20 protein-coding genes are annotated in these 22514 nt (G+C 71.2%); 5 read left to right on the top strand and 15 right to left on the bottom strand.

What is annotated here, in order from left to right; all coding sequences use genetic code 11:
• The 5 genes from VFA06_RS00020 to VFA06_RS00040 form a co-directional block, all read right to left on the bottom strand.
• A partial coding sequence (locus VFA06_RS00020; protein ID WP_324838218.1) for a site-specific integrase occupies positions 1–1071 on the bottom strand: 1071 nt, incomplete at its 3' end.
• A 104-nt stretch (positions 1072–1175) separates the two neighbouring features.
• Positions 1176–1916, bottom strand: coding sequence for a hypothetical protein (locus VFA06_RS00025; RefSeq protein ID WP_324838219.1), 741 nt, complete (start codon positions 1914–1916; stop codon positions 1176–1178).
• Between the two features lie 242 nt (positions 1917–2158).
• Entirely contained in the window at positions 2159–3643 is a 1485-nt protein-coding gene (locus VFA06_RS00030) for an aminopeptidase P family protein (RefSeq protein ID WP_324838220.1), read from the bottom strand.
• Between the two features lie 137 nt (positions 3644–3780).
• On the bottom strand, positions 3781–4002 hold the full coding sequence (locus VFA06_RS00035; RefSeq protein ID WP_324838221.1) for a zinc ribbon domain-containing protein: 222 nt from the start codon (positions 4000–4002) through the stop codon (positions 3781–3783).
• 17 nt (positions 4003–4019) lie between these two features.
• The gene (locus VFA06_RS00040) at positions 4020–4778 is read right to left on the bottom strand and encodes a hypothetical protein (RefSeq protein ID WP_324838222.1); all 759 of its coding nucleotides are present in this window, start codon (positions 4776–4778) and stop codon (positions 4020–4022) included.
• Positions 4779–5103: 325 nt separating this feature from the next.
• On the opposite strand from VFA06_RS00040, the gene VFA06_RS00045 reads away from it, so the two are divergent.
• Entirely contained in the window at positions 5104–5556 is a 453-nt protein-coding gene (locus VFA06_RS00045; RefSeq protein WP_324838223.1) for a hypothetical protein, read from the top strand.
• Between the two features lie 79 nt (positions 5557–5635).
• On the opposite strand, the gene VFA06_RS00050 is transcribed toward VFA06_RS00045, so the two are convergent.
• Together VFA06_RS00050 and VFA06_RS00055 are read right to left on the bottom strand one after the other, a co-directional pair.
• Positions 5636–6343: a hypothetical protein gene (locus VFA06_RS00050; RefSeq protein WP_324838224.1), complete on the bottom strand. Its 708-nt coding sequence runs from the start codon at positions 6341–6343 to the stop codon at positions 5636–5638.
• Positions 6340–6498 (bottom strand): hypothetical protein, encoded by a 159-nt coding sequence (locus VFA06_RS00055; protein ID WP_324838225.1) that lies wholly within the window; start codon positions 6496–6498, stop codon positions 6340–6342. Before VFA06_RS00055 ends, VFA06_RS00050 begins: the two co-directional genes overlap by 4 nt.
• 118 nt (positions 6499–6616) lie before the next feature.
• On the opposite strand from VFA06_RS00055, the gene VFA06_RS00060 reads away from it, so the two are divergent.
• Both VFA06_RS00060 and VFA06_RS00065 read left to right on the top strand, forming a co-directional pair.
• The gene (locus VFA06_RS00060; RefSeq protein ID WP_324838226.1) at positions 6617–8110 is read left to right on the top strand and encodes a PLP-dependent aminotransferase family protein; all 1494 of its coding nucleotides are present in this window, start codon (positions 6617–6619) and stop codon (positions 8108–8110) included.
• A gap of 195 nt (positions 8111–8305) precedes the next feature.
• A complete protein-coding gene (locus VFA06_RS00065) occupies positions 8306–9865 on the top strand; it encodes a carbohydrate binding domain-containing protein (protein WP_324838227.1) in 1560 nt (519 codons plus the stop codon).
• 255 nt (positions 9866–10120) lie between these two features.
• Here the strand turns inward: VFA06_RS00065 and VFA06_RS00070 are convergent, their stop codons facing one another.
• Complete coding sequence (locus tag VFA06_RS00070; RefSeq protein ID WP_324838228.1) at positions 10121–10975, bottom strand: SAM-dependent methyltransferase; 855 nt, start codon at positions 10973–10975, stop codon at positions 10121–10123.
• Between the two features lie 111 nt (positions 10976–11086).
• Here VFA06_RS00070 and VFA06_RS00075 point away from each other — a divergent pair, with 111 nt between their 5' ends.
• On the top strand, positions 11087–11965 hold the full coding sequence (locus tag VFA06_RS00075) for a helix-turn-helix transcriptional regulator (RefSeq protein ID WP_324838229.1): 879 nt from the start codon (positions 11087–11089) through the stop codon (positions 11963–11965).
• A gap of 274 nt (positions 11966–12239) precedes the next feature.
• Positions 12240–12485, top strand: coding sequence for a DUF397 domain-containing protein (locus VFA06_RS00080; RefSeq protein ID WP_324838230.1), 246 nt, complete (start codon positions 12240–12242; stop codon positions 12483–12485).
• A gap of 209 nt (positions 12486–12694) precedes the next feature.
• Here VFA06_RS00080 and VFA06_RS00085 read toward each other — a convergent pair whose 3' ends face one another.
• The 7 genes from VFA06_RS00085 to VFA06_RS00115 are packed head-to-tail and all read right to left on the bottom strand — an operon-like array spanning position 12695 to position 22401.
• A complete protein-coding gene (locus VFA06_RS00085) occupies positions 12695–13597 on the bottom strand; it encodes an FHA domain-containing protein (RefSeq protein ID WP_324838231.1) in 903 nt (300 codons plus the stop codon).
• Between the two features lie 47 nt (positions 13598–13644).
• Positions 13645–14961 (bottom strand): VWA domain-containing protein, encoded by a 1317-nt coding sequence (locus VFA06_RS00090; protein ID WP_324838232.1) that lies wholly within the window; start codon positions 14959–14961, stop codon positions 13645–13647.
• Positions 14958–16142, bottom strand: coding sequence for a PP2C family serine/threonine-protein phosphatase (locus VFA06_RS00095; protein WP_324838233.1), 1185 nt, complete (start codon positions 16140–16142; stop codon positions 14958–14960). Before VFA06_RS00095 ends, VFA06_RS00090 begins: the two co-directional genes overlap by 4 nt.
• Entirely contained in the window at positions 16139–18745 is a 2607-nt protein-coding gene (locus VFA06_RS00100) for a serine/threonine-protein kinase (RefSeq protein ID WP_324838234.1), read from the bottom strand. Before VFA06_RS00100 ends, VFA06_RS00095 begins: the two co-directional genes overlap by 4 nt.
• Complete coding sequence (locus tag VFA06_RS00105; protein WP_324838235.1) at positions 18742–20004, bottom strand: hypothetical protein; 1263 nt, start codon at positions 20002–20004, stop codon at positions 18742–18744. The genes VFA06_RS00100 and VFA06_RS00105 overlap by 4 nt, the downstream gene beginning before the upstream one ends.
• A gap of 1 nt (position 20005) precedes the next feature.
• Positions 20006–21037 carry a glutamate ABC transporter substrate-binding protein gene (locus VFA06_RS00110; protein ID WP_324838236.1) on the bottom strand — a complete coding sequence of 344 codons (1032 nt, stop codon included), beginning with the start codon at positions 21035–21037 and terminating at the stop codon, positions 20006–20008.
• Between the two features lie 38 nt (positions 21038–21075).
• Complete coding sequence (locus tag VFA06_RS00115) at positions 21076–22401, bottom strand: hypothetical protein (protein WP_324838237.1); 1326 nt, start codon at positions 22399–22401, stop codon at positions 21076–21078.
• Between the last annotated feature and the right edge of the window lie 113 nt (positions 22402–22514).

Below are 22514 nucleotides of genomic sequence, written 5' to 3' on the forward strand. Positions count from 1 at the left end.
CCGGACCCCATCCCATCGCGAAGGCCCGAGCATCCGGCCGCCGTGGCCGATGAACACGGCCAGTGGTTCGAGCCCGAACTCCCCCTCCATCACCGCGATGTGACGCATTTGGGGAGTCAGCGCCTCGATCTGCCACTCCCGTCGGCGCCCGTCGTAAATGCCGTACAACCGGCCCCGATCTGCGTCCACGCGTTCAACCATGAACAGGTCTGGGGCGTGCGCCTTCAGGGAGCGTTGAGCCTTCTCCACCATCTGTGGACGCTCCAGCAGCAAGAACATGTCCACTGCATCCAGCGCCGCCGACGGCACCCATACCCGGCGCATCAGACCGTACTTCGCGCAACGTTCAAGGGTGAATTCCACCCCCTCGCCAGGCCGCCGCGCGCCGACGCCCAATTCGGGCAGCAGCATCGTGGACCATTCCTGCAGCCGCATCCCGCTCATCAAGGCCAGCTCCAGTGCTGCACGTCCCCGGTGCGGCGCCCATCCCCGGAACGCTGGATCGACCTGCCCGGCTGGCAGCAACCCGCCCAACCCCACATCCCGGAAGTACGTGTACTGCTCCAACTCCATGTGCCGGATCTTCGGCTCCCTGTGCATCGCGGTACCCATCGGCCCACGGTGAGAACGAGCGAGGTACGGCAGCTGTCGTACATAACGTTCGTCTTTGAGCCACCTATATAGCTTCTTGATGGCGGCTCGATCCTTGTCCCAAGTCACCTCCCCGATCGGAGCCGCCTGTGTCTCCGTACGAGCCGAGTGAAAAGCGACCAAGTCTGCCTCGGTAGCCGAGAACACATCGATGCCTCGCCGAGAGAGGAACTCCACCAGCCTGCGCACGATCTGGGCGTACGTCTGCATCGTCTCCGGCCGCAACCCTTCGTAGGCCATGTGACGAAACCAGCTGCACAGCGGTTCGATCGGCCGCATCGCCGCGTCGAGCATCACCGGCATGCCGTCCGGCAAAGTGCGGTGCTCCAGAATCGCAGTCACAGCTGCGGCCGACGGGCCATCAGCGGACTCACCGGGCCAGCGCTTAGCCAGCCGTCGATCAATGTAGAACAAATCCATTCGAAACCCTCCAAGACAGTTGCTAGCCAACGTGAAGCGAAGACACCCGATCGAACAGGCGTCACCAGCCGTCGGGCCAGAGGGCTCGCCGAGACATTACGGAACTATGGAGAGAACAGGTAAGTCAGAACGCAGGCAAGCAGCGGGCCGTCCGCGGCGTAACGCGAAGCCGCGAGCGCGCTGTCCCAGTAGCGCAGCGCGCCGGTGGCGTCGCCGCGGTCGAAGGCGAGCCAGCCGGCCAGGGCCGCGGACCGGCCGCCCGCCGCGGCCAGCCGCTTGCGCAGCGGTTCGCGCCGGGTGCCGGCCAGCAGCGTGGAGATGTCGTCGAGATGCCGGTTGACCGCCCCGGTGAGAGTCCGCGCGCAGCGATGGTGTTCGAGGGCGAACAGGCGCGCGGTGTTCGTCTCGACGATGGCTATCGCCTCCAGGTCGGCCTGTCCCGGGCGTTCCAGCGCGAAGCGCAGCCGGTCCCCGGGCTCACCGGCGGCGGGCGCCGGCGGCGGTTCCTCGGCCGGGCGCCGTAGCGGTGCGCCCGCGAAGGTGCCGGCCAGCCGCCCGGTCAGCAGCGGGGCGTCCGGAGGCGGCGGCGGGGAGCCGGAGAAGCCGAGTTGTTCGTAAGGCGTGCGGGTCACCGCCTGCAGGGCCCGCTTGTAGTTCGGGCGGCACTCCGTGTGTTCGCCCGACTCCCACTTCTGCACCAATCGTTTGTTGCAAGTATTCGGCTCGCCGAGCACCCCGCCCGCGTGGCGGACGGCGGAGGCGAACTCGCTCTGGCTCATCCGCATCGCGAGGCGGATGGCCTTGAGCGTGTGGTTGGGCACGCGCTGTGCGGCTGGTACGGTCACGAGGGTGACAGTAGAGCCCTGAGTGACTCGTTGTGGTGCGAGAGTCACTCTTTGGTGTTGAAGCTACGCCCCTCCGGTCCCCTTGATACGTCGTAACTACGCTGGGGACGCGGGTATCTCAACCCGCTGCCAAGCCGCTCGCGACGTACCGGTCACGCTCCGCGTCAGGGAATCCCGGTTTCGCAGAGGTCGAACAGGGCGGCCGCCCGCGCGGTTAGCCGCGCGGGCACAGCCCGGCAGGCTTAGCCGCGTAGTGAGCGCATCCACGCCTCGATCTCGTCGGCCTGACGCGGCAGTCCAGCGGAGAGGTTCTCGTTGCCGTCGGCGGTCACCAGGATGTCGTCCTCGATCCGGACGCCGATGCCGCGGTACTCCGCGGGCACCGTCTCGTCGTCCGGCTGGAAGTAGAGCCCTGGTTCGACGGTTTGCACCATGCCGGGGCGCAGCGTGCCGTCGACGTACTCCTCGCAGCGGGCGTCGGCGCAGTCGTGCACATCGAGGCCGAGCATATGGCCGGTGCCGTGCAGCGTGTAGCGGCGCTGGAGGCCGAGGTCGAGCACCCGCTCCAGCGGCCCCTCCAGCAGGCCCCATTCGATCAGCCGCTCGGCCAGGACCCGCTGCGCCGCCTCGTGGAAGTCGCGGAAGTTCGCGCCGGGCTTGACCGCCGCGATGCCGGCCTCCTGAGCGTCGTAGACCGCGTCGTAGATCCGCCGCTGAATCTCGTTGAACTCGCCGGAGATCGGCAGGGTGCGCGTGACGTCCGCGCTGTAAAGAGCCTCGGTCTCGGCGCCCGCGTCGAGCAGGAGCAGCTCGCCGGGACGTACCGCGCCGTTGTTGCGGGTCCAGTGCAGAACGGTGGCGTTCGGGCCCGCCGCGCAGATCGAGTTGTATCCGACGTCGTTGCCCTCGACCCGGGCGCGCCGCCAGAAGGTGCCCTCGATCCAGCGCTCGGAGGTCGCGACCGCCTGCGCGAGTTCGCGCACCACGTCGGTGAAGCCGTGCGTGGTGATCTCGCAGGCGCGGCGCAGCTGCTCGATCTCCCAGTCGTCCTTGACCAGCCGCAGGCCGTGCATGAAGACCTTGAGCTCCTCGTCGAGCCGTTCCGCCGCGTCCGCCTCCTGGCGGGACGTGGCGCCGGCCTCGGCGAGCGCGGCGTCGAGCAGCGCGTCGTGGCCGCGCAGGATCCGGGTGACCACGTGCGGCGCGGCGGCGACGGCCTCGGCGATGCGCTGCGCGGCCTCGCGGCTGTCCCGCGTCTCCAGGCCGAGTTCGGCGGCGGCCTCGGCCAGCGAGCGGCGACGGCCGACCCACAGCTCGCCCTGGCCGTCCAGCCAGAACTCGCCGTTCTCGCGGTTGGAGCGCGGCAGCAGGTAGAGGGTGGCCGCGTGGCCGCCGTCCGGCTGCGGTTCGAGGACCAGGACGCTGTTCTCGGTCTGATCGGCCGTCAGGTAGGCGTAGTCGCTGGCGGCGCGGAAGGTGTAGTCCAGGTCGTTGGAGCGGGTCTTGAGCCGCCCGGCCGGGATGATGATCCGCTCGCCGGGAAAGGCCGCGGACACGGCCTTGCGCCGCTTGGCGGCGTAGCCGGACTGCTCAGACGGTTCGAGGTCATGGCGCTCGGTATCGCTCCAGCCGCGGCGCATCCCGTCCTCAAGCTCCTCGGAGATGCCCCGGTAGAGGCCGTTCTTGCGACCCTTGACCGGCTTGTCGGGCTTGCGTTCCTCGCTCACTGCCGAGCTCCTCCTTGACCGAGGAAATGGGTATGTGTACGGACCGGCGGCACAGTGCGGTCCTTATCGCAGCCTATCGGCAGGCGCCGCCGCGTCCAGACCCCCTCCCGGTCCACCGGCCACGGGATCGGCGCCGGTCAGGAGCAGCAGCCTCCACCGCAGCACCCACCGCCGGACGCCGTGGCGCCGGTCGCGGCACCGGAGGGCTTGGCGATGCCGCCGACCGCGATCATGGAGAACAGCTTGACCGTGTCGGGGTGGCCCTGCGGGCAGTCGATCGGCGCGGAGGCCTCGCTCATCGGGCGGGTCTTCTCGAAGGTGGCGCCGCAGGCGCGGCACCGGTACTCGTAGCGCGGCATACGCTCAGGTTAGCGCCTCACGACGCCGTGGCGGCCAGCTGTTGCTGGACGGTCTGGAACGGCACCCGGGAGACCGCGAACGCTCCGTCGAACTCGCTTTGCAGGTCGATCACCAGCGCGAGCGCCGCGCCCACCACCACGATCGTGACCGCGATGCCGAGGACGCTCAGCGGCTCGGCGCGCGGGCCGAGCAGGAACGGGGTCAGCACGGTGGCGGCGCTGAGCAGCACGAGCGCGACGGTCAGGATGCCGGGGTAGCTGCCGGCCAGCGACTTGCCGACGCGGTCGGCCCGGGCGGCGGAGAGCTCGTCGAGCACGGACAGCTCCTGATCGCGCAGCGTGGTCTGCTCGTCGAGCGAGAAGGCGGTGGCCAGGTAGCCGCGCAGCCCGGTGATCGCGAACGCCGAGCCGCCGGTCGCGGAGAGGTCGGCGGGCGGCCATTCGCGGTCCAGGACGGCGGTGGTGTAGTCGGTGACCGCGCTGCGCAACGCTTCGCGATCGGCCGCGGGGAGCCGCTGTCCGGCCCAGACCAGCTGCGTGAGGTCCTGCGCCTCGGTGCGTACGTCGGCGTTGATGTCGTCGAGGCGTTGCCAAAGCACGACGACGATGAAGGCGAGTAGCACCGTGTACATGGTGACCATGAACATGGCGACGTAGTCCGCGGCGGCCTCGGCCCGTCCGTGTTCGCCGCCGCGCGCGCGAATCCGCCGGCGCATCAGCACCGCCGCGGCGACCAGGACCGCGACGGCGCAGGCAGTGAGCAGGATCGTGATCATCCGCGCCGCCGCTGCCGCACCGCGACCCGGTCCACCGGCCGTCCGGCTCGCGCAGGCCGCGCGGGCAGCGGCCAGAGCCTCCGGTGCTGAAGATCAGTCAGCATGACTCCATCGAACGACGCCGCTCGCCTGACCGCACGTCAGAGCGGGCGAGTGGGCGACCCCCGGTGGCTTGGCAACGCGTTTCGGTAACGGACTTTCCGGTCTGCGTCACGGACCGCGCGTCACGGTTCCGCGCGCATCGCATTGCCGCTAGCCTGACTCGACTTTTCCGCCCGGAGCGAGTAGCCGCTCGGGCGGCGGCTAGTGAGGGGAAGCTGAAGCGATGAGCACTCTGCATGTCCACGTGGTCCACCCGCATATCGAGCACCGGAACGCGCACGGACCGGTCAAGGTCGCCGACCAGCACCCGACCGGGAACGCGGTCGCCCGGTTCAACACGCGGCTGGCGCTCTTCATCACCAAGGTCGTCGGCAGCATGTGGTGCGCCTACGCCTTCGCGCTGTTCGACCTGATCAGCCTGCCCGCGGCAATCCGCGCCGGCACCGCGGCGATCATCTCCTGGATCGCGCAGACCTTCCTGCAGCTGGTGCTGCTCTCGGTCATCATGGTCGGCCAGAACGTCCAGGCGGACGCCGCGGACAAGCGCTCGGAGGCGACGTTCAAGGACGCCGAGGCGCTGCTGCACGGCCAGGAGCAGATCGCCGCGCACCTGGCCGCCCAGGACAGCGTGCTGCGGCAGGTGGCCGCCAAGTTCGACATCCAGATCGAGTGCTGAATCGAGTGCTGATCCGGCCCCCGCGCCGGGTCAGCGAAGACGACCACCCGACCGGGATCGGGTTCCGGATCGGGTCGGATTAGCCGATGCCGGAGCAGGTCTGGGACACCGGCGCGGCGGCCGCCAGTGCCGGTGCCGGTGCGAGCGTTGGCGTGGGTGCCGGTGTGGGCGTGGGCGTACCCGCCGGTGCCGGCTTCGCCGATCCGCGGGCGAACCACGGGATCGTCACATGCACCAGCGGGCCGATGCCGAGGGCGTAGACCAGCGTGCCGGCGCCGACGTTGCCGCCGAGCAGCCAGCCCACGACCAACACGGACAGCTCGATGCCGGTACGTACGACGCGGATCGAGCGGCCGCGCGCCGCCAGGCCCGTGGTCAGGCCGTCGCGCGGTCCGGCGCCGAGCCCGGCGCCGATGTAGAGCCCGGTGGCGACCCCGTTGAGCAGGACGCCCGCGACGAACACGGCCCAGCGCAGCCAGATCGCGTGCGGAGCTGGCATGGCCGCGAGCAGCACGTCGACGACGGCGCCGATCACGATGATGTTGGCGACGGTGCCCAGGCCGGGCCGCTGGCGCAGCGGGATCCACAGCATCAGCACCACGCCGCCGACGATGATCAGCACCGTGCCGACCGGGATGCCGGTGATGCGGGCCAATCCGGTGTGGAAGACGTCCCAGGGGTCGACGCCGACCGCCGGGGCCAGCATCAGCGCCTCGCTGACGCCGTAGAGGAAGAGGCCGGCGGCCAGCTGGAGCAGTCGCGCGCTCGCGCTTTCGCGCGCGATCACGCGCGCGCACCCCGGCTGGACCGGCGCCAGAGACGGGTGATCCGGCTCAGGTCGAGCGGGTCGCTGATCCGCTCGGCGCGCCCGGCGGCGAACTGGCGCTCCAGCTGGTCGGTGATCGCGGTGGACGCGCTGGGCTTCTCGGTGCGGAACGACATGGCTGCTCTCCTGTTCCTCGTGAAAGCTGCGGCCAATCTTGAATCTGCGGCCTTCTACTGCCATTCTGAATGACGATTGGACCGTTCCTCGATAGCCAATTTGAAGAAGGTGGCCTGATTGGCAGCGCCGACCACCACGATCGGAGCGCACCAGCTCGCGCAGCGGCTCGGGCCCTGGCGCAGCGCGGACACCGCGGAGCAAGGCCGGGCCGCGGGCCGGGCCAGGCCGCTTCAGGCGGCGCTCGCGGAACGGATCACCGGGCTGGTCCTTGACGGCCGGCTGGCCCTGGGCACCCGCCTTCCGGCCGAGCGTGCGCTGAGCGAGGCCCTCGGGGTCAGCAGAACCACGGTCACCGCCGCGTACTCGCTGCTGCGCGAGAGCGGCTTCGCGGTCAGCCGGCAGGGCTCCGGCAGCTACGTCTCGCTGCCGGACGGCGCGGCGGCGCGCACCAGCGGCGGCTGGCTGGCCGCCGGCCAGGACGGTGATGTGATCGACCTGATGTGCGCGGCGCCGCTCGCCCCGCTGCCCGTGCTCCAGTCCGCGCTGCGGACCGCGGCGGAGCAGCTGCCGGCGTACTCCGGCGCCGGCGGGTACGTCCCCTACGGCCTGGAGATCCTGCGCGAGGCCATCGCGGAGCACTACACCGCCCGCGGGCTGCCCACCTCGCCGGAGCAGATCCTGGTGACCAACGGGGCCCAGGGCGCGATCACGCTGGTCGCGCGGCTGCTGTGCCGGGCCGGCGACCGGGTGCTGGTGGAGAGCCCGACCTATCCGAATGCTCTGGACACCTTCCGCAACGCGCAGGCCCGGCCGATGCCGGTCCCCCTGGAGGAGGGCGGCTGGGTGCCCGGCAGCTACGAGAACGCCCTGGCCCAGCTGCGGCCCCGCCTCGCGTATCTGGTCCCGCACTTCCAGAACCCGACCGGGCACCTGATGGACCTGGACGCCCAGGCCTCGATCGCGCGCTCGGCCAGGCTGGCCGGGTCGTGGCTGCTGGCCGACGAGACGATCACCGAGGTGGCGCTGGACGTACCGGTCCCGCCGCCGTACGCGGCCACGATCCGGCCCGTCGACGCCGAGGCGGTGCTGGTCTGCGGCTCGATGGCCAAGTCCTTCTGGGGTGGGCTGCGGATCGGCTGGCTGCGCGGCCCGGTGCGGATCGTGCACGAGCTGGCCGCGGCGCGCGCCGCGATGGATCTGGCCTCGCCGATCCTGGACCAGCTGGCCGCGGCCGCGGTGCTGCGCGGGGAGCAGGACTACCTGGACGAGCACCGGCGCGCCTGGCGGGAGCAACGCGCGGTGCTGATGCAGGCCGTCACGGAGACCTTCCCGACCTGGACCTACCGGGTGCCGGAGGGCGGACTGTGCCTGTGGTTGCGGATGGACCGCGAGGAGGCGACGGCGCTTTCCCAGCGCGCGCAAACGCACGGCGTCCTGCTGCACGCCGGACCGAGATTCGGCGCCGACGCCGGGACCTTCGAGCGGTACGTGCGCCTGCCGTACGTACAGCCGCCGGAGCTGCTGCGCGAGGCGGTGCGGCGGTTGGCGCTGGCCCGCGCCCTGCCCGGTCCGCGGCACGCCTCGGATCATCGGGCGGACCTCGTCGCCTGATCCGCCGGGCGCCTGTCCGGCCGAGCGGGACCGGCGCGCAGCGCGTCGTAAATTGGTCCAGACCACAACCTTGACAGAAGCGAGTGGTCTGGACCACAGTGCACAGCAGTTGCTCCCTCCGGTACGGCGACCCGGACCAGCACGGCCCCACTCTGCCGCGCGGCCTTCCGCCGACCGAAGACAAGGAGCGCCTCCGTGCGTCCGCCCCGCATCCTCGTCCGCCCGCCGAAGCGCCTGGGCGCCGCGGCCCTGGCCCTGGCCCTGACGGCCGGGGGCGTCGGGGTCGTCGCGTTCCTCGCCGTCCCGGCCGGCGCGGCGACCACCAACCTGCTGACCAACTCGGGGTTCGAGTCCGGCGACCTGACCGGCTGGAGCTGCGACGCCGGCACCGGGTCGGTGGTCTCCTCCCCCGTCCACTCCGGCGCGCACGCGCTGGCCGGCGCCGCCACCTCGTCCGATGACGCGCAGTGCACGCAGACCGTCTCGGTGCTGCCGAACACCAGCTACACGCTGTCCGGCTACGTCGAGGGCGCCTACGTGTATCTCGGGATCACCGGCGGTACCTCGAACTGGACGCCGTCGGCGACGTCGTGGCAGCAGCTGTCCACCACGTTCACCACCGCGGCGAACCAGACCAGCGTGCAAGTGTTCGTACACGGCTGGTACGCGCAGGGCGCGTACTACGCGGATGATCTCGCCCTCAACGGCCCGGGCGGCACCGGATCGCCGTCACCCTCGGCCTCCGCGACCGGCGGCTCGCCCTCGCCGTCCCCGTCCGCGTCACCGTCGCACAGCCCCAGCACGTCGCCCTCGCCCTCGGCCTCCCCGACCGGTTCCGTGACGCCGCCCGGCGGCGGCCCCTTCACGCACCCGGTGTACTTCATGCCGGTCGACAACAACCCGGCGTCGATCTCCTCGATCATCAGCGGCTCCGGCGAGACCGAGTTCAACCTGGCCTTCGTGCTGGACTCCGGCGGCTGCACGCCCGCCTGGGACGGCAACTCCGCGATGCCGGTGTCCTCGGACACGACGGTGGCCGCCGACATCAACGCGATCCGCGCGGCCGGCGGCGACGCCGCGGTCTCCTTCGGCGGCTACAACGGCACCGAGCTCGGCTCGACCTGCGGCTCGACCTCCGCGCTCGCGAACGCGTACCAGCAGGTGATCACCAAGTACAAGCTGGACCGGGTCGACTTCGACTACGAGAACACCGCGCTGGACTCGAACACCGGCGTCCGCTTCGGCGCGATCAAGATCCTCGAGGCGGACAACCCGAACCTCAAGGTCTCGCTGACCATCCCGATGACGACCGTCGGCTTCCCGGGCAGCGGCACCGACGAGATCCGGCAGGCGATCGCGAACGGCGCCCGGCTCGACGTGATCAACATCATGGACTTCGACACCGGCCTGACCTCCGGCACCGAGGTCTCGCAGACCGAGGCGATCGCCGACGACGCGGTGGGCCAGCTGGAGGGCATCTACGGCTGGAGCGCGGCGCAGGCCTGGGCGCACCTGGGCTTCCAGCTCATGAACGGCCACACGGATCAGCCCTCTGAGCTGTTCACCCAGTCCGACTTCAGCACGCTGCTCGGCTTCGCGCAGGCCAACCACCCGGCCTGGTTCTCGTTCTGGTCGGTCAACCGGGACTTCCAGTGCCCGGCCGGCGTGGTCGAGCCCTGGGCCCCGGGAACCTGCTCCAACATCACCCAGAGCCCGTACGACTTCACCAAGACCATCGTCAAGTACGCAGGCTGACACGGCCGGGCCCCGGCTGCCGGGGCCCGGATCGATCCCCCTGCGCCGCCGCCCGAACCGGTCGGCCCTGGCCGGCTCGCGCCGGAGCCGGCCAGGTCCCGCCGGTTCGGGCGGCGTCGTCTCAGGGTTCTTCGCTGCTGAGGTGCTTCGCTGTTCAGCTGCTTCGGTATTCGGTGCCCTGGCTCGGATCCGGCCGCTCGAGAACGCGCCACCTGAGCGTTTCGGCGTTTCGTTCGAAGCCGGCCGGCCCCGCGCTCAGGGCTTGCGGCCGACCGCTCCGGCGATGCAGTTCTGCACCTGGTTGAGCGGCTTGAGCCGCGGCCCGTCCGGCCACCAGTCGGCGCACAGGGTCAGGCCGGGCTCGACCAGCTCCAGCCCGTCGAACAGCTCCAGCAGCTCGGCGCGGGTGCGGAAGGTGCCCGAGCCCATCATGCTGTGCAGGAACATCTCCTCCATCTTGCGGGCCACCGCGCTGTACTCGTTCTCCGGGTCGAAGAAGTGGCTGATCGCCACGTACGAGCCGGACGGCAGCGCGTCGATGTACTCGCGCATGATCTGCGCCGGGCGCTCACGCGGGCCGTTGTAGTGGTGCAGCGTGCCCATCTGGAGGAAGACCAGCGGGCTTGAGAAGTCGATGCGGGCGCGGATCTCCTCGTTGCCCAGCACCTCGGCCGGGTTGAAGATGTCCGCGGAGACCAGGTGCGTGCGCTCGTTCTCCTCCAGCAGCGCGCGGCCGTGGGCCAGCACCACCGGGTCGTTGTCGATGTAGACGACCGAGGCGTCCGGATTGGTCCGCTGCACGACCTGGTGCACGTTCTCCGCGGTCGGCAGGCCGGAACCGCAGTCGAGGAACTGGTCGATCCCGGTCTGGGTGGCCAGGAACCGGCACACCCGGATCAGGAAGCCGCGGTTCTCGAAGGCCAGGTCGACCGCCTCGGGAGCCGCCTTCTGCACACCGCGCAGCACGTCGCGGTCCACCTCGTAGTTGTCCTTGCCGTTGAGGAACGCGTCGTAGACACGTGCGATGCTGGCCCTGGTGGGGTCGACACCTACCGGCACGGAGCGCTCGGACGCGGTGGCACTTGACTGCGCGGAGGCGTTATCGGTCATTGCGTTCTCCCGGTTCGTTTGCACAACCAGAAAGCTGACGGCGCTTAACTTAGCGTAAGGAGTCGTAATAACATCGTAAGCGTACCCGGGCAGTTTCGAGGGAGGGTCCTGATGGGCATGATCGACGACCGACGGAGCGAGGCCGCGACCGGCCCGACCGTGCGTCGGCTCATCCTGGGCACGCAGCTGCGCCGGCTGCGCGAGCGGGCCGAGATCACCCGCGCGTCGGCCGCGTACAGCATCCGCGGTTCGGAGTCGAAGCTCAGCCGCATGGAGAGCGGCCGCGTCGGCTTCAAGGAGCGCGACGTGGCGGACCTGCTCACGCTGTACGGCGTCACGGACGAGGAGGAGCGCCAGAAGGTGCTCAACCTCGTCGAACAATCGAACGTGCAGGGCTGGTGGCACGCCTACTCCGACCTGATGCCGAAGTGGTTCGAGGACTATGTCGGCCTCGAGGAGTCGGCGTCGCAGATCAAGGCGTACGAGAACCAGTTCGTCCCGGGCCTGCTGCAGACGGAGGACTACGCGCTGGCGATCGCGAGCCGCGGCCGCCCGGAGAACGCGGACCGAGACACCGAACGCAAGGTGCATTTGCGCATGCAGCGGCAAAAGGTGTTGCTCGGCCAGTCCGCGCCGAAGCTGTGGGTGGTCATCGACGAGTCAGTGCTCTACCGCAGGATCGGCGGCGTGCGGGTGCTGCGCGCCCAGCTGGACCATCTGCTGGAGATGACCACGCTGCCGAACATCACTGCGCAGGTCGTGCCGTACCAGACCAGCGGCTATGGCGCGGAGGGCGCGTTCACGCTGCTTCGTTTCGGCGAGCAGGAGCTGTCCGACATCGTGTACGTCGAGCACCTCGCGGGCGCGCTGTACCTGGAGAAGCCCGAGGAGATCGAGATCTACAGCCGCGCCCTCGACCGCCTGGCCGTGGAGGCGGAGACCCCGGCGCGCACCCGGCAGACTCTGCTCAAGGCGCGCGAGGACATCTGAATCCGGGCACATTCGTTCGGGTCCGGTCATGCTTGACGCAATAGCCTGATGCGCCCGCAGGCTCTCTGACGCCGCGTGCGCGGCGTCGTTGCGCCGTCGATTCCGCGTTCCGGCGCGGCGCCGGGCCGGCTTCGCGCCATGGTCCGCAATCGTCTGATTCTCAGGTCTTCGTATGCAATCCGATCCGGCGGTGCTACTTTGCGTGAGTGCCCCAATGCACATGCAAGTGACTCATGCAGACGGACCGTGCAAGCCGGTCGGAGAGTGAGAGGTCATGGCAGGCGAAACCCCGAAGTTCGACAACGGCGTCTCGGCCGATGCGCTGGTCGGCGCCGCCTGGCGCAAGAGCAGCCACAGCGGTTACAACGGCAACTGCGTCGAGGTCGCGCCGCTGGCCGACGGAAGCGTCGCGATGCGCAATTCCCGCGACCCGCACGGGCCGGCGCTGATCTACACCCGCGCCGAGATCGCCGCGTTCCTCGCCGGAATCAAAGACGGCGAGTTCGACGACGTGCTCTGATTCGCCGCGCCCCGCCGCGGGGCGCGTCTTCCGGTTCGCGGGGCGCCGGCGCCCCGTGAGCGGGCGCGTGAGACGCCGCCCGGTCCGTGCGGGGACCGGGCGGCGTTTGCATAGTCACTCGCACATGCGGACGCAACCGGAGTGTGCACGAACCGCGCGCGGCTATGTCCGTGCTCTGCTTCCACGGCTAGCGCTCGGAGCGAGCCGGATCAGGCCTCTTCAAGGGTGAGCGTGGTCCACACACCCACGTGGATCCGGTCCCCCGGTTTGACCGGGATCTCGGTCTCGACCGGCACCGGCTGCTCGGCGCCGTTGAGCCTGGTGCCGTTCGCGGAGCCCAGGTCGACCAGCCGCCAGCCGCCGTCCTCGCCGCGCGAGAGCTGGGCGTGCAGGTGCGAGACCGCCGGATCGAGCGGCGGTCCGGTCAGGTCGATCTCCACCGCGATGCCGCGGCTGGCCGAGGCGCGCCCGATCCTGACCAGGTCGGCGTCGAGGGCGAAGCGGCGCTCGCCGGGATACTTCGGGAACGGGAATTCGGACTCGATGATGTCGCCGCGCTCGACCTGCGCCGCGTAGTACTCGCGGTCCGCCGTGACGACGATGGCCAGCGGCTGCGCGCTCACGGGCGCCTGGGACGGCTGGCTCGCGCTCTCGGCGGCGGCGCCGCCGTCCGCGCCGAAACCCTGACCGGTGGCCGCGTCCGGGCTCGGCGCGACAGGCGGCGCCTGCGGCTCCGGCAGGCCGCCGCCCAGTCCGGCCGGCTGCGGATCAGGGGGCTGCGGTGCGGCGGTCTCGGCGCCCGCCGGCGCGTGGCCATTCAGTTCCGGACCCGTCTGCGTCTGGGCCGCGCCGGTCGCGGCCGGCACGGACGGGAGCAGCTCGGCCAGCTCGTAGTCGAACCCGCATTCCTCGCAGAACCGGCCGCCGCGCTCCGCCCCGCAGTTGGGGCAGGAGCCGCCGGCGCCCGATTGCGCCGGGCCCGCCTCCGCGCCGAGCAGAGCGGTGCTCTCCAACAGCGCGGCGGGCGTGACCGGTGAGCCGCCCATCACCGCGCCACAGGTGTCGCAGTAGTCGCTGGTCTGCGATTCGTGCCCGGCCGGACACCGCGCCATGGGACCTCCCCGGTGCTTGCTGATCTCGTTGGCCGCCCTGAGGCCGGTCAGCCCTGGTTGTTGCCCTTGCCCACCCGCACGGTCTTGCTCGACCGGGTGTCCAAAGCCATCTCGTCGGCGTCGTTGACCCGCGCCTTGAGCCGCACGGTGCCGGTCGCCGGGTCCTCCACGTCGACCACCTTGGCCAGCAGCCTGGTGGTGTCGTCGTTGCCGGAGGCCGCCGCGAGCTGGACCGCGCGGCCGAGTTTGGCCGTGGCCGTGTCGTAGTCGCCGTTCTTGCGCGCCTCAAGTCCCGCCTGGATCGCGTCGGCCAGTTCGGCCTGCCCGGTGTAGTGCGCCACCTGGCGGTTCATCTTGGTGGACAGCGCCGCGTCGTCGGTCCACACCGCGCGTACCAGGCCCTGGCCGAGCACCTGCGCCTGGCCCGAGCCGTCGATCGACACCAGCGAGGCGCGCGCGGCCAGCATCTCGTCGCCGACGGATCCGGGCCGCACCGTCACGCAGACGTGGTAGTCGCGCGACTCGGCTCCCCACGCCCCGGTCGGGTAGTCCCCGGCCAGCGGCCCGGTCTGCAGGCGGCGGCCGCTCAGGTCGAGGACGGTTGGCGCTACCTGCTTGACGAACTTGATCGTCGAGCCCTGCGGCGACCACAGCCGCAGCCGCACGTCGGCCACGGCCTTGCCCATCGCGCCCTCGATCATCGCGCGGAAGTCGTCGGCGAGGTTCGCCGGATCGGCCACGATGTCCACGCTGCCGAGCAGGCCGCCGGCGATCCGGCGCAGCTCCGCGACGACCCAGTCGGTGCCGATGCCGCGGCAGTCGCAGGTGAACCGGCCCTCGCAGCGCGCGATCGCCATGCCGAGGTCGTCCGGGCTCTCGTGCTCGTCCTTACCGTCGGTGAGCAGGATCGCGTGCCGGATCGCGTTCTCGTGCCCGGTGAACAGCCGGTCGGCGAGCGAGAGCCACTGGCTGATCGCGGTGCCGCCGCCGGCGGTGAGCCGGTCCACGGCGGCCTTCGCCGCGGCGCGGGTGCCGGCGTCGGCGGGCACCAGGTACTCGGTGGTGGGGAAGACCATCCGCGCCACGTGCGTCCCGGCGACCACGGCGAACGGGACGCCCTCGCGGATCGCGTCGATCGCGGCCTTGGTGGCCTGGCGCGCGGCGGACATCTTCGCGCTCGGGTAGTCCATCGAACCCGAGCAGTCCACCATGATCACCTGGGCCGCGCGGGCACCGCTGCTCGGCCCGGCGACCGCGCCGCTGGAGGTCACCGTCACGATCGCGTTGACCTCGCCGGCGCCCTCGGGCAGGAACTCGTTCTGGTAGACGCTCACGCTGAACTGCGGCAGGGTCGGCGTGCTCACGGTTCGATCCCCTCGTCGGACGGCACGGTTCCGTTGCTGGACGCGATGTCGGTGGACGCGATCTCAGCGGTCTCGGTCAGCGGCGGCAACTGGAGCGTCGGCGCCGCGGCTGCGGCCGCGGCTGCGGGCGGCGCGGTCGGCGGATAGTAGGCCAGCACCGTGGTGATGTTGTCCTGTCCGCCGCTGTTGAGCGCGACGGCGGTCAGCGACGCCGACGCCGCGGCCAACCCGTCCCAGCCCTCGCCGGCCAGAGTGGCCAGGTCTGCCGCGTCCCAGACGTAGTTCCACAGCCCGTCGCTGCAGGCGAGCACCAGGCCGGGGCCCTCCGGTGCGAAGTCGCGCACGTGCGGCGGCTCCGGCGGAGCCTCCGGTCCCAGCCAGCGCAGGATCGCGTGGGCGTGCGGGGCCTTGTACGCCTCGGCCTCGTTCACCGCTCCCCCGGCGATCAGCTGCCCGGCCCAGGTGTCGTCGTCGGTGAGCCGGCGCGAGGTGCCGCCGTTCGCGGCGAGCCAGTAGACGCGGCTGTCGCCCACCCAGCCGACGGTCACCCGGCCGCGTTCCACGACGGCGGTGGCGATCGTGCAGGAGGGGGCGTCCGCGCGGTCCCGGTATTCCTCCGCGAGCCCGGCGACCGCCTGCTGCGCGGTCTCGATCGCGGCGCTGGTGGACGCGGGCGCGGGTTCGCCGTGGCGCAGCGCGCGCACCAGGTAGTCCAGGGTGGTGTTCGCCGCCAGCTGGGAGGCGCGCTGCGGATCGACGGAGCTGGAGACGCCGTCGCAGACCACGACGACGCTCGCCGGGTACTCGGTGCCCTCGCCGATCACCGCGAAGGCCATCGAGTCCTCGTTGCGGCTGTGCCGCAGCCCCCGGTCGCTCACCCCGGCGACGATGCCCAGGTCGCGCTCCCAGTGATCGCGCGGTGAGGGGGCGAGCCTGCCGCAGTGGTCGCAGTAGCCGTCGGTGAAGGCGGTGCCGCTGCAGTCGGAACACGGCAGCGTCGCGCTTCCCGGCGGGGTGCTGCGCCGCACCAGCAGGTCGGCGCCGCACTCCTCGCAGTAGCCGTCGCTCGGCAGCACCTGTGCGCCGCAAGAGCTGCATGCGCGCGTGTCCGGCGGCGCGGGCGGCTCCTGGGTCCGCGGGTTGCCCGACACCGGGTTTCCCGGCAGTTCGGCTGCGGTCATAGCACGGTCCTGGGTCGCAGCGCGTTGGCCTGATCCACCAGTTCGATCCGGCTCCTTCGGTCGGGGGCCATGCGGGCGCGCGCCCGGTAGGACCGCTCCAGGGCGAGGCGCACTTCGCGCTCGGTCAGGTCGGCGTCGAACACCCGGCCCTGCGCGATGTTGCGCGCGACGGCGGAGGTCGTCGGGTGTGCTATGAGCCAGCTGAGCGCGCCGATCAGCACCTGGCACACCATGGACTCGTGCGCCTCGCCGTCCAGGCCGAGCGCGGCCACGCGGGTGCTCAGCTCGTGCAGCTCCGCGGGTGCCACCCAGTCGGCGAAGCCGGGCGAGGCGAGGCGGGTGGTGATCGCCTGGATCTCGGCCGCGGTGCGGTGGATCGAGGACTCGGGTACCTGGCCGAGCACCTCGACCGCGCCCGCGTAGTCCTTCTGCTCCGCGCGCAGCCGGGCGATCGCGAAGGCGGCGGTCGCGTAGGAGCGGTCCACGGCCCAGACCAGCTGGTAGTAGCGCAGCGCGACGTCCTGCGAGCCGGAGAGCTCGGCTGCGGCGGCGAGGGCGAGCTTGGGCGCCAGTTCGCCGGGCAGCTCGTCGTAGCAGGCCTCGAAGTAGGCGCGCGCCTCGGCGCCCTCCTCGCGGGTCAGCGCCAGCAGGCCGCGGTACCACTGCACCCGCCAGTCGTAAGGGTCCTGCTCCTGCAGCAGGTCGAGCCAGCCGATCGCCTCGCGGTGCCGGCCGTCCTCGATCTCGGCGCGCACCAGCCGGTAGTAGACCTCGGTGGACGGGTTCGGCAGGTTGTTGAGGGTGTTGACGATCTGCTTCGGGCTGCCGCCGAGGGTGGCCAGGGCGCCGGCGTTCGGGTCGGTCGGGTCGACGGTCGGGATCGGCAGCGCGGAGGCGAACTGCCTGCCGTCCGGCCGCGTCAGGTCGGTGCCGACGGCCAGCCGCTCTCCGGTGAACAGGGTGGAGGGGGCCGGGCGCGGCACCCCGTCGCCGAGCGCGAGCACCTCGCGCAGCACTCCGGTGAGCTGGACGGCCATCTCGGCGGCGGAGGAGAAGCGCCGCTCGCGCTGGGCGTGCGTGGCGCGGCGCAGGGCGCGGTCGAAGGACTCGTACTTGGCCAGCACCGGCACCGAGTCGCGCGGCGGCAGCGTGGTGGCGTAGGTGGAGGTGAAGCCCTTGAAGTCGAAGGAGAGCACGGCCATCATCCGGCCCACGGTGAACAGGTCGGACTCGACCGACGGGCCGTGCTCCGCGATCTCCGGGGCCTGATAGCCGACGGTGCCGTAGACCGCGGAGTCCTCGTCGTCGAAGGCGCGCACCGCGCCCATGTCGATCAGTTTGAGCTGCTCCTCGGACTGGATCACGTTGTCCGGCTTGAAGTCGCAGTAGAGCAGCCCGATCGAGTGCAGGTACCCGAAGGCGGGCAGGATCTCGATGGCGTAGGCGAGCACCTGCTCGAGCGGCAGCGGCTTGCCGCCGTGCTCCGCCTTGTAGTCCAGCGCGATCTGCTTGAGCGACTTGCCGCCGACGTACTCCATGACGATGTAGTCGTCGAGCTGGTGGCGCACGAAGTTGTAGATCTTGACCACGTTCGGGTGCTCGACCTCGGCGAGGAACTGGCGCTCGGCGACGGCCGCGGCCATCGCGTCGGCGTCCCCGGTGTCCAGCAGGCCCTTGAGGGCGACCCAGCGCCCTGAGACGTTGTTGTCGGTGGCCAGGTAGATCCAGCCGAGGCCGCCGTGCGCGAGGCAGCCGAGCACCTCGTACTGGCCGCCGATCAGGTCGCCCGCGGCGAGCTTGGGGTTGAAGTCGTAGCTGCCGCCGCATTTGGCGCAGTAGCCGCTGGTGCGTCCGGGGCGTCCCTCGCGGGAGCGGCCGACCTTCTCGCCGCACTTGGAGCAGAACCGCTTGTGCTCGGGCACCTGCGGGTCGGAGAGCACGGCCTCGCTCGGGTCGCGGTATTCGACCTGTGGGATCTCGACCAGGCCGAGGCCGAGGCCGCCGCGTCCGGTGGAGCGCGAGCCGTGCGTCGAGCCGGTGCGGGAGGAGGCGGTGCGCGCGGAGACCGCCGAGCCGCGGGCCCGGCCGGAGGAGGTGCGGCTGGAACCGGTGCGGCTGGAGACCGCCGAGCCGCGGACCGAGCCGGTGCGCGCGGAGGAGGGGTTCGCGGACGCTGCGCCATTCCCGAAAGCCGGGCCGTTCCCGGAAGCAGGGCTCGATGTTCCGCCGTTCGGCGCGGCGCCGTGCCGGCCGCCGGAACCGGTGCGCGCGCCCGGCAGCGCTGCGCCGGTTCCCGAGCCCGGGCCGGCGATCGCTTCCACGGCCGCCGCAGGGTCCTTAGCGGATGCGGCCATGCCGCAGGTGTCACAGTATCCGTCTTCGATCATGCCGTCGCAGCCGGGCCGCCCGCAGAGCACCGGGCCGGACCCGCCGGATATCCCGCTCGGTACCGCGCTTGGCCCCGGAGCGCCGACTCCGAAAACGCCGGAGCCCGCGCCGGCGGCGGCCACCTTCGGCGACTTCTGCGCCAGCCCGCAGGTGTCGCAGTATCCGTCCTCGATGATCCCCGCGCAGCCTGGCCGGCCGCACCTGACCCCGTTCACGCTCGCACCCCTCCCCCACGGCCGGGCTGGTCCAGCGCCAGCACCGCCTTCTGGTACACCGCCAGCGCCCGAGTGGACGCCGCGAGGTCGCACGGCTTGGACCACAGCAGATCGCGGGCCTGGAGGTAGAGCGCCTCCAGCCGCGATTCCTCCGCAGCACCCGATCTTGCCGCGCGCACCCGGTACGCCGCCAGTCTTCCGCGTAGTTCTTCGCGGCGTTCCAGCAGTCCGGCCACCGCCCGGTGCACCCGGTTGGCCGCGTTCAGCGCGTTGTCCAGCGCGGTCTCCAGCGCCGCCGCCTCATCGGCGAGCCGCCGCCATAGGCCGCGGTCGCGCAGTTCGGCCAGCGCGGCCAGCCGGGCGCGCAGCGCGGGCGCCTGGGTGGTGGGCGCGGGCAGCGCGCCGACGAGGATCTTCTCCCGCGCGGCGCGCTCGGCGGCGCGCTGGGCGTCCTCCACGTCGGCGATCCGGTCGATCAGCCGGGACAGCTGCGCGGTCCGCTGTTCGAAGTCGGCGCGCAGATCGGCGGCCCCGGTGGCGGCCGCCGCGACCGACTCCACGTCCTGCCGGATCCGCTCCAGCCGGCTGGGAAAGGCCGAGCCCGGCGCGGCGACCCCGATCGGGTCCGCGAAGACCTCGCGGCGCAGCTTGGCGTACTCGTCCCCGATCCCGGCCAGCGCGGTCGCCAGGGTGCGGTCCTCGAGCTGCCGCACCACGGCCGCGACCTGCTTGATCCGCTCCTGGACCGGGTCGGCCTGCTGGAAGAGCCGATTCCAGGTGGCGTCCGCGGCGGTCACGAAGTCCGCGGCGAGCTGGAAGTCGGTGTTCATCCGGTGCAGCGTCTCGGCCAGGGTCGCGGTCTCGCTGACCGTGCTCGGGCCGAGCAGGGTGCGCTCGGAGAGGGCCAGGTGCTTGGTGGACAGCGTGATCGACTTGCCGCGCAGCAGCTCGGCGATCGCGTTCAGGTCCTCGGGGCGCGGCTTGGCCCTGCGCCCGCGGATCTCCCCGGCCCGGCTGAGCACGTCCTGGTAGGCGGTGTAGTCGTCCCAGAGCCCCGCGATCCGGGCGGCGGTCCGCTGCCAGCGCTGCGCGGTCACCCCGGTCAGCGGGGCGCTGTCGAGCAGCTTGTAGCCGGGATGGTCGGCCAGCGCGAGCAGCGCGTCGGCGACCCGGGCCGCGTCCTGGCCGAGCCGCGCGAGCTCCGCGTCGACGGCCTCGCGGGTCGGCGGGCCGAATGCGGGGAAGACCATGGCCACCACGTTAGTCAGCGTATTGCGCAGCGGGCGGTTGTTGCGGCCCGAGGACCGATCCCAGCGAACTCTGGTAGATCTTCTGCCACTGGCCGTTGCCGCGGATCGTCTCCAGCACGCCGTTGATGTAGCGGATCAGGTCGGTGTTCGCGGGCGAGACCGCGATGCCGTACGGCTCGGGCTCGACCCGGTCGCCGATCACCACGGTGTTGGGGTCCTGCAGCGCGAGCCCGGCCAGGATGGTGTCGTCAGTCGAGATCGCGTCCACCTGGCCCTGCTGCAGCGCGACGAGGCAATCAGTCAGATTGGTGACCCCGTAGGGCACCGGATGCGACCTGTAGGCCAAGAGCGTCTGGATCGAGGTCGAGCCCTTCTGGGCGCAGACCTTCTTGCCGCCGAGGTCGTCGAGGTTCCGGTAGCCGCTGTTCTTCAGCACGAGCAGGCGCTGGTAGGCGTTGTAGTAGACGGTGGAGAACTGGACCTGCTTCGCGCGGTCGCAGGTGATCGTGAAGGTGTCCACGACCATGTCGACGGCGCGCGCCGAGTCGTCGGTCTGCAGCGCGGTGATGCGCTCAGCGTTGGTGACGGCGCGGAACTGGATGTGCGCGGCGTCCTGGGTGCCGAAGATGGCCTGCTCGACCTGCTTCGCGATCTCCACGTCGAAGCCGGTCTCGTTGCCGGAGGCGTCGAGGTAGCCGGTGAGGTATTCGTCCTCAGCCACTCCGACGATGAGCTTGCCGCGCTTCTTGATGCTGTTCACCGCCGCACTGGACGCGTCGCCCGCGGTCGGACGGTAGGAGAGCGCGTTCGTGTTGCACGTGGCGGGGCCCGCGGTCGGTGCCGCGGAGGGCGAACCGGTCACGACCGCGCCGGGTTGGGGCAGCGCGACAGTCGGTTGCGCCCCGACGGCGACCGTGCCGCCGCTGCACGCCGAGACGACGAGCGCCAGCGCCGTCGCGCTCGCGGCGGCGGTGAGCAGCGCGGCCGCCCTCGCCTTGCCGCGCAGGCGTGCGGCGTCGGCGCGCCGGCTCGTCGTCACCATGTCCGGCTCTCCGTTTCCCCGTCTGATCATCGGCGCGTTCATCGGTACTCCGCCAGCCGCCGGTTGACGCCGTACGCGGCCGCGAGCGCCGCGAGCACTCCGCCGATCAAGCCGCCCCACAGGCCTGCACTGAGCGCCGACTCGGCCGCGTTCGCGTTGGAGGTGTATGCGGCCTGATCCGCGTTGAAGGTCTTGACCAGTGCCTTGTCCAAGTCCGCGGCGTCGGCGCTCGCCGTGTCCGGGCTCGCCTTCGCGTCGTGTCCGACGATCAGGTCGACCGCCTTGTAGTAGTCGCCCTTGTCGGACGCGCTGCGCACGTTGGCCAGCTGCTGCTTGAGCTTGCCGTACAGCGCGGCCGCGTCGCCGTTGAGGGCCGCCGAGTTGACGCCGGCGAGGGCTTTGGCCTGGTTCTGGGCGTCGGTTCCGTCGTCCGCGCCGCGGTCGACCAGGGTGAGCGACTGGAAGGAGTCGGCGAGCGCGAGGCTGTCGCGGTCCCACAGCGTCGTGGCCACCTTGTCGAAGTCCGCCTGCGCGCGGTTCGCGGCGTTCCCGGCCGAGGAGGTCGCGCCGAGGGACCAGAAGACGACGAAGAGCGCGATCGCCGCGCCGACGACGATGCCAGAGTTGAAGCGCCGCCGGGTGCTGCGGGACAGCTCGCGGCCGACGAGGACCAGCACCACCGCCGCAAGCACCGCCGCGACCAGGATCCAGATCGGAAAGCCGGAGACGTCCGACTGCCCGGAGCGCTGCGCGGCCGACTGCTCGTCGGCGACGGTGCGCACCTCATGGAGGATCTGGCTCTGCATCAGTTTCGAGGCCTCGTGCAGATACCCGCCGGAGACCGAGAAGCTGAAGCGGTTATTGGCTTGCGCGGTCGCGATGTACGCCGTGTAGATCGGCAGTTGACCGGCCACCTCGCTCAGCTGCGCCGAGGCCGTGCTGTCTCCGGCCAGCTCGCGCGAGGCCGTCGAGAGCGCGGCGACCGCCTGGTTGATGTCGCTGTTGTAGAGGTCGATCAGCCGGGTCGGCGGTACCGGGCCGACCAGCAGCGCGGTCGCGGCGGTGGCGTCCGCCTCGGCGAGCGCGTGGTAGAGCTCGTTGACGTTCTGCACCAGCCGCTCGGAGGTGCCGGCCGCGTTCGTCTCCGCGGCCTGCCGCGCGGCGAGCGTTCCGGCGCAGGCGCCGCCGATGCCGAGGAAGGCCACGACCGCGGCGGTCAGCGCGACCCACAGCCGGGCCGGCGTCGTCAGGCGTCTGCGACCTTTGACCGCCTGCGGCGGGTCGGGATCGGGCTGCGCCGCCGGACCGATCGAGGACCCGGTCCCGCCTATGCCCGCCGACACGTTCGCGGTCGTCGTCGCCACAGCTGAGTACGCCCCCATCCGCCGTTGTCCCCGCCCTCAGAGATCCGCTTCCACCATATTCCCTGCGAACGCTCTGCGGATATCGGGTTGCGATCTCGTGTTCGGCTCGTGGC

It is taken from the genome of Actinocrinis sp. (genome assembly GCF_035653575.1).
GTDB lineage: Bacteria > Actinomycetota > Actinomycetes > Streptomycetales > Catenulisporaceae > Actinocrinis.

Coding starts and splice junctions, on each gene's coding strand:
- VFA06_RS00035 (WP_324838221.1), bottom strand. CDS start 4,002: ATGCCGCGCTACGAGTACCGGTGCCGCGCCTGCGGCGCCACCTTCGAG.
- VFA06_RS00040 (WP_324838222.1), bottom strand. CDS start 4,778: ATGATCACGATCCTGCTCACTGCCTGCGCCGTCGCGGTCCTGGTCGCC.
- VFA06_RS00045 (WP_324838223.1), top strand. CDS start 5,104: ATGAGCACTCTGCATGTCCACGTGGTCCACCCGCATATCGAGCACCGG.
- VFA06_RS00055 (WP_324838225.1), bottom strand. CDS start 6,498: ATGTCGTTCCGCACCGAGAAGCCCAGCGCGTCCACCGCGATCACCGAC.
- VFA06_RS00070 (WP_324838228.1), bottom strand. CDS start 10,975: ATGACCGATAACGCCTCCGCGCAGTCAAGTGCCACCGCGTCCGAGCGC.
- VFA06_RS00075 (WP_324838229.1), top strand. CDS start 11,087: ATGGGCATGATCGACGACCGACGGAGCGAGGCCGCGACCGGCCCGACC.
- VFA06_RS00080 (WP_324838230.1), top strand. CDS start 12,240: ATGGCAGGCGAAACCCCGAAGTTCGACAACGGCGTCTCGGCCGATGCG.
- VFA06_RS00085 (WP_324838231.1), bottom strand. CDS start 13,597: ATGGCGCGGTGTCCGGCCGGGCACGAATCGCAGACCAGCGACTACTGC.
- VFA06_RS00095 (WP_324838233.1), bottom strand. CDS start 16,142: ATGACCGCAGCCGAACTGCCGGGAAACCCGGTGTCGGGCAACCCGCGG.
- VFA06_RS00110 (WP_324838236.1), bottom strand. CDS start 21,037: ATGGTGACGACGAGCCGGCGCGCCGACGCCGCACGCCTGCGCGGCAAG.